This window comes from Bacillus sp. Bvel1, from assembly GCF_014872755.1.
In the GTDB taxonomy this organism is placed as follows: Bacteria; Bacillota; Bacilli; order Bacillales; family Bacillaceae; genus Bacillus; species Bacillus velezensis.
The window spans coordinates 87,838-101,690 of the sequence record NZ_JAAOBZ010000008.1; the positions used below are offsets into that span (position 1 = coordinate 87,838).

At 50.2% G+C, this 13,853-nt stretch carries 9 protein-coding genes; 3 read left to right on the plus strand and 6 right to left on the minus strand.

Annotated features, from left to right (window positions below; translation table 11 throughout):
- Positions 1-17: 17 nt before the first annotated feature.
- The 3 genes from essB to HAP68_RS14760 form a co-directional block, all read right to left on the minus strand.
- Positions 18-1,304, minus strand: coding sequence for a type VII secretion protein EssB (essB, locus tag HAP68_RS14750; RefSeq protein WP_014305728.1), 1,287 nt, complete (start codon positions 1,302-1,304; stop codon positions 18-20).
- A gap of 14 nt (positions 1,305-1,318) precedes the next feature.
- Positions 1,319-1,558, minus strand: coding sequence for an ESX secretion system protein YukD (gene yukD, locus HAP68_RS14755; protein WP_003152015.1), 240 nt, complete (start codon positions 1,556-1,558; stop codon positions 1,319-1,321).
- 75 nt (positions 1,559-1,633) lie between these two features.
- Positions 1,634-1,927 (minus strand): WXG100 family type VII secretion target, encoded by a 294-nt coding sequence (locus tag HAP68_RS14760; RefSeq protein ID WP_003152013.1) that lies wholly within the window; start codon positions 1,925-1,927, stop codon positions 1,634-1,636.
- 315 nt (positions 1,928-2,242) lie between these two features.
- Here HAP68_RS14760 and HAP68_RS14765 point away from each other — a divergent pair, with 315 nt between their 5' ends.
- The 3 genes from HAP68_RS14765 to HAP68_RS14775 all read left to right on the plus strand — a co-directional run bounded on the left by HAP68_RS14765 (position 2,243) and on the right by HAP68_RS14775 (position 5,501).
- Entirely contained in the window at positions 2,243-3,472 is a 1,230-nt protein-coding gene (locus HAP68_RS14765; protein ID WP_003152012.1) for a PucR family transcriptional regulator, read from the plus strand.
- A 103-nt stretch (positions 3,473-3,575) separates the two neighbouring features.
- The gene (ald, locus tag HAP68_RS14770; RefSeq protein WP_003152011.1) at positions 3,576-4,706 is read left to right on the plus strand and encodes an alanine dehydrogenase; all 1,131 of its coding nucleotides are present in this window, start codon (positions 3,576-3,578) and stop codon (positions 4,704-4,706) included.
- Positions 4,707-4,823: 117 nt separating this feature from the next.
- Positions 4,824-5,501, plus strand: a complete 678-nt coding sequence (locus HAP68_RS14775) for a YukJ family protein (protein WP_015387776.1) — start codon at positions 4,824-4,826, stop codon at positions 5,499-5,501.
- A gap of 44 nt (positions 5,502-5,545) precedes the next feature.
- Here the strand turns inward: HAP68_RS14775 and HAP68_RS14780 are convergent, their stop codons facing one another.
- The 3 genes from HAP68_RS14780 to HAP68_RS14790 are packed head-to-tail and all read right to left on the minus strand — an operon-like array spanning position 5,546 to position 13,848.
- On the minus strand, positions 5,546-5,761 hold the full coding sequence (locus tag HAP68_RS14780; protein WP_003152009.1) for an MbtH family protein: 216 nt from the start codon (positions 5,759-5,761) through the stop codon (positions 5,546-5,548).
- 18 nt (positions 5,762-5,779) lie between these two features.
- On the minus strand, positions 5,780-12,907 hold the full coding sequence (locus tag HAP68_RS14785) for an amino acid adenylation domain-containing protein (RefSeq protein WP_024085745.1): 7,128 nt from the start codon (positions 12,905-12,907) through the stop codon (positions 5,780-5,782).
- Positions 12,908-12,921: 14 nt separating this feature from the next.
- Complete coding sequence (locus tag HAP68_RS14790; RefSeq protein WP_003152006.1) at positions 12,922-13,848, minus strand: isochorismatase; 927 nt, start codon at positions 13,846-13,848, stop codon at positions 12,922-12,924.
- Between the last annotated feature and the right edge of the window lie 5 nt (positions 13,849-13,853).

Below are 13,853 nucleotides of genomic sequence, written 5' to 3' on the forward strand. Positions count from 1 at the left end.
CCATTTGATGTGTGCTGTTATTTTTTTTCATCTTTTTTCTCATCTTTCTTGTCGTTCTCTTTGTTATCTTTCGCTTTGTCTTGTTTGCTTTCATCTTGTCCGGCGGAAGCTTCGGCGGTGTCACTGTTTTCCTCCGCTTCTTTATGCTGTTCCTCCGCCTCTTTTTTCGCCTTCGCAAGCTCGCTTTCCACGGCGTCCAGTTCTTTCTGCTTTTCGTCGTCTTTCATACTGTCATCCGCTAATAATTGCTGTTTATATTTTGTAAGTCCGAGCCAGATGTACGGGTTGTACTCAAGATTGCGGCCGATTTTGATGGCTTCTTCATTTTCCCCTCTGCCGATATCAATCCAATAAAGGAAGTGCTTCGGGTCTGATTGCAGCGTGACCAGATTCCCGATGTTTTTCCGCTGTTCTTCCCTCAGATTTTCAACTGCCACATAAGAGGAAGCAAGCTCGTACTGCACAGATTCCGGGAGGCTTTCCGCATCGTATTTAGCGAGTGTGTCAATGACTTTGCTGTACTGCTGATTTAAAAAATAGCGGTTGCTTTCCGTAATTGCCTCTTGCTTCGGCTGGACGAAAAACAGAACGTATAAGGAGTAAAGAAGTGCCGGCACAAGGAGGACGGCAAGCGCCAGACCGGCGTATCTTTGGATTTTCCATTTCTTTTTCGGCAGTTTTATGTATGTCTTGTCCCTTTCTTCGAGGGAATCAATTGCGGTTTGAATGGCTTCTTCCAGTTCTTCAATCGTCTCCGCCTCTAACACGCTTTTCACCTCAGGAGAGAAATGAAGCGTCTCCTTGTACTTCAAATATTCATCGAAGGTGTACGCCCCGTCAGCTGCAAGCGCCGCACAGGCTTTGAGCTCTTTTAACACCCTCTCTCTATCTTCCTCATAAGGCGGAAGGCTCTCCTTTACGCCGTAATGAAGAAAGTAAGGCGTCAGCGCTTTATCAAACACGATATTTTCAGGGGCGGCAATCAGATTGAGGCGTTTCAGCTTATGCTGTTTCACGGCTTGGACGAGACGGTAGGCAAATTGCCACCTGCTTTTTTTATCTTTTCCTTTTATATAGCGGAAAGCCTGATAAGAAGAAGGAGGTTTGATTGTGATGGTTACTTCGTCTTCTGAAACTGAGACCTCTTTTTGAAAAAAAGGATCGGCATCTTTAATCACATTCGCTTCCAGCCCGTCAAGAAGCTTGATTTTTTCCCGCTGGAAGGTGAACGTGAAGCCTGATTCCGTTTCTTCCCGGACGGCGTCTAATTCTGTTTCTAAATAAGATCTGTTATGACCTGTCATTCCACCATGTCCTTTCATAAAATTTCAAGGCGGTCTCCGTTCGTAATGCCGCAGTCAGATAGCTTTTGTTCTCCGGAAAAAACCGTTTCTTTATTGACCACTCTGATCCAATAGCCTTCACGCGGCGGAACGGATACATGCTGAGCCTGCCGGGCAATATCAATGACTTTTTTCACAGAATGGTAATCTGACAATCTGAGATCGAAGACGCTGCCGTTATAATGTGTTAAATCTATTGTAATATCGATATACATATTCATATCACCCTTACATAGAAAGAGCGCCGTCTTCTTGATTGAATCAGGCGCTCCGTTTCTTCATTCATCTTATTATCCGCGAATTTGGTTAGCGATATCTTGGTCGGTAGACTCAAGCGTATTTGCCGTTTGATCGAGCTGATGATTCACATCTTGAAGCAATTCAGACATTTTAATAAATGAAGGTTTCAGCTGCTCATATTGATCCGCGAATGCTTCACTTGAAGCACCTTCCCACATGCCTTTCAAATCAGAAATCATGCGGTTCAGGCGGTCAACCTGATTCATGACTTCCTGACTTTCAACGCCATATTGCTTAGCCATCGCTCTTAGCTCTTCGGGTGTGACACGAATTAATCCAGACATATTCCTTATACCCTCCTGTGTCATCAGCCTAAATATGGGCTAATTCACTTATTTTTTGAACGTCATTATTATAAAAACAACCAATCGGCACAGTCAAACAAATCTGTTTTAATTTTACAAAATGAGTCTTATGATATATTGGATTTTTCGTCATATTTACACATTTTGTAAATAAAACAGTATGATTTTCTTATTATTTTCGTTTTCACTGAATGATCTTATTGTCCTAGTCTATTTCCCTGCAAAGATGCCTTTCAGTCTGAAAAGCAAGATGGTAAGATCAAGATATGAAGCTATGAAAAAGTAGGGATACAGATGACCAATCCAAAGGATCCATTTAAGTACAGTTTCGACAGGCTTGAAGATGTTGCCGACCATATCAGTGAAGTTCTTCAATGCCCCATTACAATAGAAGACGTTAATCATAAACTGCTTGCATACAGCACGCACAGCGATTGTACAGATCCGGCCCGGACGTCGACGATTATCGGGCGGAGGGTGCCGGAAAAAGTCATCAACAAACTGTGGAAAGACGGAACCATTCCGGCCCTTTTAAAAACGGACCAGCCGATCAAAGTGAAAGAAATTGACGAGGTGGGCCTAAGCAACCGCGTGGCGATTTCCATCTGGAAAAACAGTCAGGTTCTCGGATTTATTTGGGCGCTTGAGATCAAAAAAAAGCTCAATGACGAAGATCTGAAGACACTTCAGCTGGCAGCCAAAGCGGTGCGGAACAAGCTTTTGCACCTGCAGATCCGCAAAACGAAAATCGAAGAGCGGGGCCAGGAGTTTTTTTGGAAAATGCTGACCGGCCATATTTATCAGGAAGCCGAGATGGCCGAAGGGTTTCATAAGCTCGGAATGGCGCTGCCGTCCGTGTTCAGCGTCATGATCATCCGTTTACATGATGAGCTGACTGAAAAGACGGAACAGCAGCTCCAATATTTGCAGGAAACGACACAGCAGATTCATGTCATGCTGGCGACTGTTGATTCAAATGAATTAATCTTATTAGCCGCGCCGAAAACCGATCAGCCTTTTAAAGATTTAAAGCACTTCGCTCTTCATATTCAAAAACAGTTGAAGGAACGATATAAAATTGAGGATGCGTCGATTGCGATCGGCGGTATTTACGAATCGATTTCTTACGTTTACCGATCCTATCAGGAAGCGCTTTCCGTATTAAAAGCGAAAGAGCGGTTTGTGAGAGAAACCAAACACCTTTTCAGCTTTTCTGAACTCGGCATTTATCAGTACCTTGATGTGTTGGATGAAAAACGCAAGCACAGCGGCTATATGAACTATTCCCTGTCAAAGCTTGAGCAGTATGACAGGGAGCACCAAGCCGATATGGTAAAAACGCTCGAACATTTTATTGATGCCGACAGCAATGTCAACACCGCCGCTAAAGCGCTTAACATCCATGTCAATACATTGAATTACAGGCTGAAAAGAATCAGCCAGATCGCAGAAATCGACTTAAAAAATGTGAATGAGAAGTTTACGATTTACCTGGATATCAAACTTCGCAGCATGGGTTCGTGAAATTTCACAAATCCGTGTTTTTTTATTTTCTGTTTCAAACAAAGAATTTTCGCAAAAATCGCGCTACACTTGAAGCATCACACAAACATTGGGGGAAACAGACATGATTATCGGGGTTCCAAAAGAAATCAAAAACAATGAAAATCGAGTGGCATTAACACCTGGAGGCGTTTCACAGCTTATCGGAAACGGCCATCGGGTTCTTGTGGAATCCGGAGCGGGGCTCGGAAGCGGCTTTACAAATGAAGATTATGTATCAGCAGGGGCGGAAATTCTGGAGGACAGAAAGCAAGTATGGGATGCGGAAATGGTCATGAAGGTAAAAGAACCGCTGGCTGAAGAGTATGCGTATTTCCGTCAAGGTCTGGTCTTGTTCACTTACCTTCATTTAGCCGCAGAGCCGGAATTAGCTAAAGCGCTTACAGAAAAAGGCGTGACAGCTATCGCGTACGAAACGGTAACGGACGGACGTTCCCTTCCGCTGCTTACGCCGATGTCCGAAGTGGCCGGCAGAATGGCCGCGCAGATCGGAGCACAGTTTCTTGAAAAACCAAAAGGCGGAAAAGGAATTTTATTAGCCGGCGTACCGGGTGTATCCCGCGGAAAAGTCACGATCATCGGAGGGGGCGGCGTCGGAACAAATGCCGCGAAAATGGCTGTCGGACTCGGTGCCGATGTGACAATGATCGATTTGAACGCAGACCGCCTGCGTCAGCTTGATGATATTTTCGGGCATCAGATTAAAACATTGATGTCAAACCCTGTAAATATTGCAGATTCCGTCGCGGAAGCGGATCTTCTGATCTGCGCCGTGCTCATCCCGGGAGCCAAAGCGCCGACTCTCGTTACGGAAGAAATGGTTAAACAAATGAAACCGGGTTCCGTCATTGTTGATGTTGCCATCGATCAGGGCGGCATTGTGGAAACCGTTGATCATATTACAACCCACGATAATCCGACTTACGAAAAACACGGCGTCGTTCACTACGCTGTCGCCAATATGCCGGGCGCCGTACCGCGTACGTCTACGCTCGCATTAACGAATGTAACCGTTCCTTACGCGCTTCAAATCGCCAATAAAGGCGCGGCACAAGCCATTGCAGACAGCCCTGCGCTTAAAGCGGGCTTAAATACGGCTAACGGACATGTCACGTATGAAGCGGTAGCCAAAGACTTAGGCTATGACTACGTGCCTGCTGAAAAAGCAATGCAAGGTTCGGCTGCAAAAGCTTAATAGAGATGAAGAGGACAGCCTGATCAGCGGGCTGTCCTTTTTTCTTTCTCACAAAAGGAAAAACGGCCCCCTGTCTCGAATATCAATTCATATCCCGGAAGAAAAAGGAGGATTCATATGGCTGTTCAGCACTATGGTGTATTAAAAGGCACTGTGTTAGATATGAAAAGGGAAACAGATGATGATTCTCCGCATTTTCAAGTCGAGGTGCTAGGCGAGCCTGATACGCGCTATCGCTGTGCGATCAATGTCATGTCAAGTTCAAAAGAATCAGAGGTGCTGTATGCGGCACGCGATCATTTTGACGCAAGCGCGATCACCCTGCTGCCGAACATTCCGTACGGATATACCCCAATTGATGAAACCAGACGTGAGCTGGCGCTGGATTATGTCCGCGGCGGATTGTTTGATCCCCGGAACATGGTGCCCCTTCCGCATGAAGTCACCGGGCCGGATAATGACTTAAATGACTTTATTGAGACGTACATGCAAAAAGCCAAATCAGAAAAAGCCACCGTCTATATTTACGGCTCTAAATTCGGGCCGGAGCCGGGCGCTGATAAGATTTTCGGGTTCAAGCCGACAAACGGCATGCATAATATTCATATGAATCAGGGAAACCCAATTGATACACGCTGGAAGAAGGATAACGGAACGTGGCACGACGGCGGTATTTTAATCCAGTTTGCAGACCAGTGGGCCGCGGTCTTTTTGGCTTTTCTGTCTCAGTCATGGTGCACGGATGAAGAAGGCCACCCTTATACATTTTGTGATCATACACAGCTTAACGGCTGATGTCCGCATAAAAAGCCTGCCGAAATAACGGCAGGCTTTTCTTATTACATTTTAGCAGCTTCGGTCCGCTTCAGGCTTTCCGGCCTCATATCACGCCAGTTTGTTTCAATATATTCGAGACAAACGGGGCGGGTTTCATTCGTCAGGCGGGTTTCCCAGCCGTCCGGCACATCCAGATAGGCCGGCCACAGTGAGTACTGGCCTTCAGCATTGACGAGCACATGGTATGAACCGTCTTCCCGTTCAAATGGATTTGTCATATCATCTCTTTCCTTTCTTTACCGGACTGTACGCCGTCCGTTTAATTTCTCTGCCAGAATCGCGCCGATGTCGGCAAGCGGGCCCGGCTGGCACATATCTTTATGGCGGCAGTCTAAGTCATACCGCTCGATTTTCCCCGTAATATACGGTTTCCAAGTATCCGGCTCGATCGGGTCAAACCACTCCGGAATAATCGTGGATCTGAAGAACAGCACATCTCCGTGGAACGGCTTTGGCTTGTATGTTCCTAACAGCCCGACAGAATTTACGTACGTGTCTTTCAGATTCATCATCACTGACTCGTCCAGGCTGGCTAATGCGCTTCCCTCACGGCGGAGAATGGTCAGCGCGGTGTCAAAATCAAGCGGCTGATCCCCGAGGCTGTCCGGGTCGTACCCTCCCAGGGCAAGCAGCGCAATAACGGCTTCCTCGTCATCAGGCGCATTTTTTATCGGCAGAAAATGATTCGGATACGCGTCAAGCATCACCAAAAGCGAAACCTCTTCGCCCCGGCTCTGTAATTGTGTCGCCATGGCCTGAATGACATTCCCTCCGAGAGACCAGCCGAGCAGACGGTACGGCCCTTTCGGCTGCACGGTGCGGATTTTTTCAATATAATCAGCCGCCATGTCATCTAAGCTTTGCGGAAGCGGTTCTTTTTTTCCGATGCCTCTCGCCTGTAAGCCGTATATCGGATAATCAGCCTCTAAAGAAGACATCAGCCCGGCATAACACCAGCTGAGACCGCCGGCCGGATGGACACAGAACAACGGTGTTTCTTCTCCTGCCGTTCTGAGCGGAAGAAGAACATCAAGCGCGCTTGTGCCCGTTCCTGACTGAAGTCTTTCAGCAAGACTTGCCACTGTAGGAGCTTCAAATAGTGTTCCGATATTGAGCTCGGCTCCCATCGCTTCCCGAATACGGCTCATTAAATGAACCGCAAGCAAAGAATGGCCGCCTAAATCAAAAAATCTGTCATCAATACCGACACGCGGCAGATGAAGCACCTCTGCGAACAGCTCACACAGCATTTCTTCCTGCGGCGTTCTCGGTCCCCGGCCGGTGACCTCCGTTTGGAAGTCAGGCGCAGGGAGCGCTTTTCGGTCAAGCTTTCCATTCGGTGTCAGCGGCAGTTCATTCATTTGGACAAAAGCTGACGGAATCATGTAATCCGGCAGGCTTTCTTCGGCAAACCGGCGCATGTCCCCCGTGTCCAAGGTGCTGCCGGCAGATCGGACAAGGTAGGCAGCCAGCCGTTTATCTCCCGGCCGGTCTTCACGGACGACTGCGGCGGCATCCTCGACATCCGGATGTTTGACGAGAACCGCTTCGATTTCCCCCAATTCAATCCGGAAGCCGCGGATTTTAATCTGGTGGTCCGCCCTGCCCATATAATCAAGAGAACCGTCCGTCCGCAGGCGGGCTAAATCCCCCGTCCGGTACATTCTCGTTCCCGGCGGGCCGTACGGATCAGCCACAAAGCGTTCGGCGGTCAGGCTTTGCCGCCCTAAGTAGCCTCGTGCCACGCCCCCTCCGGCAACATACATTTCGCCCGTGATCCCCGGAGGCACAGGCTCCAGCCGGTCATCAAGCACATATACGTTCAGATCAGGAATGCCGCAGCCGATGAGGCTGTTTGCTCTCAGTTCGGCAATGTTTTTGTCTAATTCAAGGTAACTGACGTGCACCGTCGTTTCCGTAATGCCGTACATATTCACGAGCACCGGCTGATTGTCCGCGTGGCGGCTGTACCAATCCTCAAGCCGGCTCAGCTCAAGCGCCTCGCCGCCGAAGATGATATATCTGAGTGCGAGCTGACGCCCCAGCTCTTTGTGTTCTTTTTCCGCATGCATCAGCTGGTAAAACGCTGACGGCGTTTGGTTAAGTACGGTCACTCGCTCTTTCACGAGGAGATGCAGAAACGCTTCCGGGGATCTGCTGATGTCATGCGGCACGACGACGAGACGTCCGCCGTGAAGCAGCGGCCCCCATATTTCCCAGACAGAGAAATCAAAAGCGTAGGAGTGAAACATCGTCCATACATCATCAGAATTAAAGTGATACCAATGCCGCGTCGACTCAAACAGCCGGATAACATTGCTGTGCGGAATGATGACACCTTTCGGCACACCTGTTGATCCCGACGTGTAAATGACATAGGCCGGGTGAAGCGGTCTCAGCGGACGAATCCGGTCGGCATTCTCAGGGTTCGTGACGGCATATTGCCGAAGTGTTTCTTTGTTCTGCGGATCATCCAGGATGAAGGCCGGCATGCCGTTTTCGCCAGAGAGCTTACTTGCGCCTTCACGGTTGGTGAGCATAAATACAGGCTTGGCATCATGTAACATAAAGGCGATGCGGTCCGCGGGATAATCAGGATCAAGCGGCAAATACGCTGCCCCCGTCTTCAGGACGGCTAACAGCCCGACAATCATATCTAAAGAACGCGGCATTGCCAGTGCGACAAACTGCTCCGGGCCGACGCCGAGGGCAATCATCATGTGCGCGAGCTGATTGGCTCTTTTATTCAGCTCTTGATAAGTGAGTCCGCTCTCTTCAAATACTGCCGCCGTTTCATCCGATTTTGCGGCGGCCTGTATTTCAAACAGTTCAGGCAGTGTCTGCCGAGGCTGAATATGCTGTTTTGCCCGTTTAACCGGCAAAAGCTTCCGGCGCTCTTCATCAGAAAGAATGGTTAAGCTTCCGATCGGTTTATCCGGATGTGATACGGCATCTTCGAGCAGAAGAAGCAGGCGTCCCGCAAGTGCTTCAGCCGTTTCTTTTCTGAATAAGTCCGTACTGAACTCCAGAAGGCCTTCAATACCGGCAGGCGTGCCGTCATCATGGCGCTGTTCAGCCAATTCCAATGTCAAATCAAATTTGGACGATCCGACACTGCTGATTTGCAGGCTTGTTTCCATATCAGGAAGACTGAATACAGGGTCAGGCGTATTTTGGAATGCGAGCATCACTTGGAACAGCGGATGTCTTGACCGGGAGCGAACCGGATTCAATTCTTCCACGAGTCGTTCAAACGGCACGTCCTGATGTTCATATGCTGCGAGATTCATTTCCCTGACCCTTTCAAGAAGCTCACAAAAGTTCGGATCGCCAGAGGTATCGGTTCTCAGTACGAGTGTATTAATGAACATACCCACAAGGTCTCCTAATGCGTCATCACTGCGGCCGGCTATCGGACTGCCGATCGGAATATCGGTTCCCGCCCCGAGCCGGGTCAGCAGTGCGGAAAGCCCTGATTGAAGCACCATAAACAGGCTTACGCGCTGATTTCTGGCGAGTGAGAGAAGACGGGCATGAAGCTCTTGGCCGATGTTGACCGGAATGACGCCGCCCCTGTAGCTTGATTCAGCGGGACGCGGAAAATCAGACGGCAACTCCAGCTGATCCGGTACATTTTCAAGCGTTTTCTTCCAGAAATCCAGCTGGCGCGCAATTAAGCTCTCAGAATCAGACGCGCTGCCTAAAAGCTGCTGCTGCCAAAGCGCATAATCCGCATATTGAACCGCCAGCGGCGCCCATTCTGCTTTTTCACCTGTTTGCCGGGCGATATAGGCTATGGATAAGTCACGCATGAGCGGATTCAAGGACCAGCCGTCGCCTGCGATGTGATGCAGGAGAACCATCAGCGTATATTCGCCGTCACCAAGATCAAACAGCTCAGCCCGGACGGCCGGCTCTTTAGCAAGATCAAACCGATATCTTGCCGCAGCGGCAAGCATGTCTTGGAGCTCGTTTTTGTCTGCACGTGTCACTGTAAACACAGGGCGGGCTTCTTCAGCAGGTAAAATAAGCTGATGAGATGATCCCTTATTTTCCGGAAAAACGGTGCGCAGGCTTTCATGACGGCTGACAACATCGTAAAAGGCGTGTTTCAGCGCTGATTGGTCAAGCTTGCCTGACATGCGGACAATCACCGGAATGTTGTAAGTCGGGCTCGGCCCTTCAAGACAGTAGAGAAACCAAAGACGCAGCTGCGCAAATGACAGCGGGATGTGCTCCGGCCGGTCAAACGGCTTGAGCTTAGGCCGCGCACTCTTTGCGGTGTCAAGCTGTGCGGCGAGCCCGGCAACGGTCGGGGTATCAAACAGACGTCCGATGCCAAGCTCTGCGCCCATCGTCTCCCGGATCCGGCTCATCAGGCGTCCGGCTAAGAGCGAATGTCCGCCCAATTCAAAGAACCCGTCATCAATTCCGACCCGCGCGAGACCGAGAACCTCGGCAAACAGATCGCATAATATTTCTTCCTGCGGCGTCCGCGGCCCTCTGTCAGACAGGACAGCTGAAAAATCAGGTGCAGGCAGAGCGCTGCGATCGAGCTTCTTATTCGGCGTCCGCGGCAATTCTTTCAGCTGTACAAACGCGCCCGGCACCATATAATCCGGCAGGCTTTCGCCCATATATTCACGAAGTCCGCCGATATCAAGGGGCTGATCCGCGACAGCATAAGCCGCCAGGCGCTTATCTCCCGGCTGGTCTTCACGGACAATAACAGCGGCCTGCGAAATACCCGGGTATTTCGACAGCACTGACTCAATTTCTCCTAATTCTATCCGGAACCCGCGGATTTTAATTTGGTGATCGGCTCTGCTGATATAATCAAGCGAGCCGTCCTCACGCCAGCGCACGAGATCTCCCGTCCGGTACATCCTCGCGCCCGCGGGCCCGTACGGATCGGCAATGAATCTTTCAGCTGTTAAATCAGGACGGTTATAATAACCTCTGGCAAGCCCCTCGCCCGCTATATAAAGCTCGCCCGCAATTCCCGGCGGGACTGGCTGCAATGCGGCGTCCAGCACGTATACCCGCGTGTTCCAAATCGGCTTTCCGATCGGAGGCGCCCCTGTATGGTCTTTTGCAAGCGGCTGTGCGGCCGACCAGATTGTTGTTTCAGTCGGCCCGTACAGATTCGTCACCGTACAGCCTGATTCAAGCAGAGCATGCATAAGCGCGTTCGGAAGCGCCTCACCTCCGACAAGCACCTGCAGCGCCCGGAGGGAATCAGGTTCATTGGTGACTAATGAATGCCACAATGTCGGCGTTGCCTGCATGATTGAAATACCGTATGAGTGAATCATGTTCGCAAGCGCCCGCGGTTCCTGAATCGTCTCTTTACGTGCGATGACGCACCCCGCCCCGCTGATGAGCGGAAGGAAGAGCTCAAGTCCGGAAATATCAAACGCCGCAGTCGTAACGGCAAGCAGGCGGTCTTGTGCGCCGAGCGGGAACATTTCCCGCATGGATAAGAGGAAATTGCTTACGCTTTTTAATGTCACGACTACGCCTTTCGGTTTGCCCGTTGAACCCGATGTATATATGACATAAGCGGGGTGCAAAGGCGAACATTCCGCCTGATCGGAACAGTCAGCATTTTGAGCGGCAACGGTTTTTACCGTATCCGGGTCATCGAGAATGATCCTTTTTGCATCACTGTCTTCCGGCATGCGGCCGGATAATTCCATCGTTGTAATCAGGCATGCAGGGTGTGCATCTTTGAGCATGTATGTGATCCGCTCAGAAGGAAAATCAGGATCAAGCGGCAGGTATGCGGCTCCCGTTTTCAAAACGGCCAGCATGCTCACGGCCAACTCCTGTGACCGCGGAAGCAGCAAAGCGGCAAATTGTTCCGGTCCGAGCCCCTTTTCCTTTAGCATGCCGGCAAGCTGGTTCGCGCGCTTGTTCAATTCGGCATAGCTGAGCTCTTCGTTTTCGGTGATGATTGCCGGCCGGTCCGGTGTTTTTACGGCCTGTTCGTAAAACAGCTCCGGCAGACTTTTCTGCTTCTCGGCCTTGCGCGTGTCATTCCAGCTTTCCAGTACGCAGAGACGTTCACTTTCAGGCAGAAGGTTGAGTGTGCCGATTTTTTGTGTCTGGTCTTTCACAGCGGATTTCAGCAGAAGCAGGAATCGTTTTTGATGGTTTTCAATATCTTCGGCGCTGTACACTTCCGGATTCGCATCAAAGTCCACACGCATTCCGCTTCCGTCCGCTCTGTCGTAAACGTTAATTGACAAATCATCAACGGGCCCGGCTGATAAGTTATGGACGGTGCCTGGCGCTCCGGCGAAATCAAGCGCGTAGTCAAACGGCATCACATTAACTTGCGGGCCGAACAGCCTGCGGTTTTCTCCGAGCAATTTAAGATCGCGGCGCATGTCTTCATGGCGGTATTTCTGATGGCGCCGGATGTTTCGGATTTCTTTTGCCACTTGGCTGACGGCCTCATGAAAATTCATATCCGGGCGGAGAGAAAGCCGCAAAGGCAGAAGATTCATGACCATACTCGGAATATTCAGTGAAATTGAGCCGATCCGTCCCATCATCGGTAAACCGAGCACGATATCCCCTGCGTTTGTCATCCGGTGGACATATACCGCCGCTGCGGCTGTGACGGCTTCATGCCAGTTCGGAATCGCTTTTACATGCTGCAAAGCCGTTTCAGAAAGATAAGCCGTGCTTCTCCGAAAGCTTGTTGACGTTCTCGGCGCTCTTTCTGCCAAACTGACGACATCAGGTTCATCGGCAAATTTCTCCATCCAAAATTCCCGATCTTTCAGGAATTGATCAGACGCACGGTATTCTTGATCTTCTTTTACCAGTTCCTCCAAAGAGCCGAAGGAGCGCCCGTTATCCGGACGTCCTTCCCGTATTGCGGTGTACATTTGCGCCGTACGCCGTGCCAGCAGTGAAAAACCGTAGCCGTCTATCACAATGTGGTGAATGCGCTGATACCAGAAAAAACGTTCCGGTCCCGCCTGAAATAAAATGTCGCGGAACAAAGGCCCGGCCGCCATATCAACGGGCTCAGCCAAATCTGTCTGCATGAGTCTGAGTGCGGCCTGCTTCGGATCAGCTTCTGAACTCACATCTATGACATCGATCGCAGCTTCAAATGGAGGATTGATGATCTGCTTCGGCCCGTCTGCTCCCTCTTCGAAGCGGGCGTGTAATGACACGGCTTCCGTCAGCACACGTTCGAAAGCTGTTTTAAATATGTTCACATCGATCGCGCCGTTTATCTCAACATACTCGCCTGTATTGTAAATCGGATTATCAGGATCAAGCTGCTGCGCAAACCAGATACCGGCCTGTGCGCCTGTCAGAGGCAGCTGTTGTGTATCATGCATTCTATTCTCTCCCTTTATAAATAATCTGCGTTCGGCAAGACTTTTTGAGATCGGGAAGAAAGAAGTCTCCACCACTCTTCAAGCGTCGGGTTCTCCGCCAGTTCAACAAACGTCACTTCAGCTCCGTCACGGCGCCATTGTTCGACAAGGCTCATGATTCTGACGGAATCAAGGCCTCTGTCCAGCAGGTCTTCATGATCCGGAATATCAGACGGTGATTCTTGAAGAATCGCCGCAATTTGTTCCCGCACCCGGTCTTTTGTCAATACGGCGGAAGTCTTCCCTTCTCCTTCAGAAACCGGCGCGCCGCCCAGCAGCTCCAGCACTTCGTTTGTCAAAGCCGTGTAAGCGCAGCGCTGAGACGCATATTCGATGGCCATCTTATGTTTTTCTGAAGAAAAATCAGCAACGGCGTCTCCGATAAAGAAGCTTTGGATATCATCCATAAATGCTTCACAGGCTGTGACGAGACAGCCGATGTGTGCATAAATTCCCGTAATCATGAGCTGGTCTCTGCCGCTTTCACGCATGATGTCAAGGAGATTCGTCCGTTTAAACGCGCTGTATCTCCACTTTGTGAGGACAATGTCCTGATCATCCGGGGCAAGCTCCGGAATGACCTTTTCTTCATAAGGCCCGCTTTTCAGCCCCGGTCCCCAAAAATCCGTCAGCAGCGCGCGGTCCGCCGGGTCTTGGCTGCCCGGCTGCGCGGTGTACACCACCGGAATGCCGAGCGCTTTGCATTGCTCTTTTATTTTCTTGATATTCTGAGCCGCCTCCGTGATCGGAGCCTTCCCTTTCTCAAAAGCATCGACGAAATAATTCTGCATGTCATGGATCAGAAGCACCGCGCGTTTCGGGTTCAGCGTCCACGATACTTTATTTTCAGGCATATCTGACGCTGTCGGCAGCGCATATGCGGGAATAGACGGTATAGCCAATGTAA

Bases quoted from the DNA above. Each gene is read 5' to 3' on its own strand.
- essB (WP_014305728.1), bottom strand. From the start codon at position 1,304: ATGACAGGTCATAACAGATCTTATTTAGAAACAGAATTAGACGCCGTC.
- yukD (WP_003152015.1), bottom strand. From the start codon at position 1,558: ATGTATATCGATATTACAATAGATTTAACACATTATAACGGCAGCGTC.
- HAP68_RS14760 (WP_003152013.1), bottom strand. From the start codon at position 1,927: ATGTCTGGATTAATTCGTGTCACACCCGAAGAGCTAAGAGCGATGGCT.
- HAP68_RS14765 (WP_003152012.1), top strand. From the start codon at position 2,243: ATGACCAATCCAAAGGATCCATTTAAGTACAGTTTCGACAGGCTTGAA.
- ald (WP_003152011.1), top strand. From the start codon at position 3,576: ATGATTATCGGGGTTCCAAAAGAAATCAAAAACAATGAAAATCGAGTG.
- HAP68_RS14775 (WP_015387776.1), top strand. From the start codon at position 4,824: ATGGCTGTTCAGCACTATGGTGTATTAAAAGGCACTGTGTTAGATATG.
- HAP68_RS14780 (WP_003152009.1), bottom strand. From the start codon at position 5,761: ATGACAAATCCATTTGAACGGGAAGACGGTTCATACCATGTGCTCGTC.
- HAP68_RS14785 (WP_024085745.1), bottom strand. From the start codon at position 12,907: ATGCATGATACACAACAGCTGCCTCTGACAGGCGCACAGGCCGGTATC.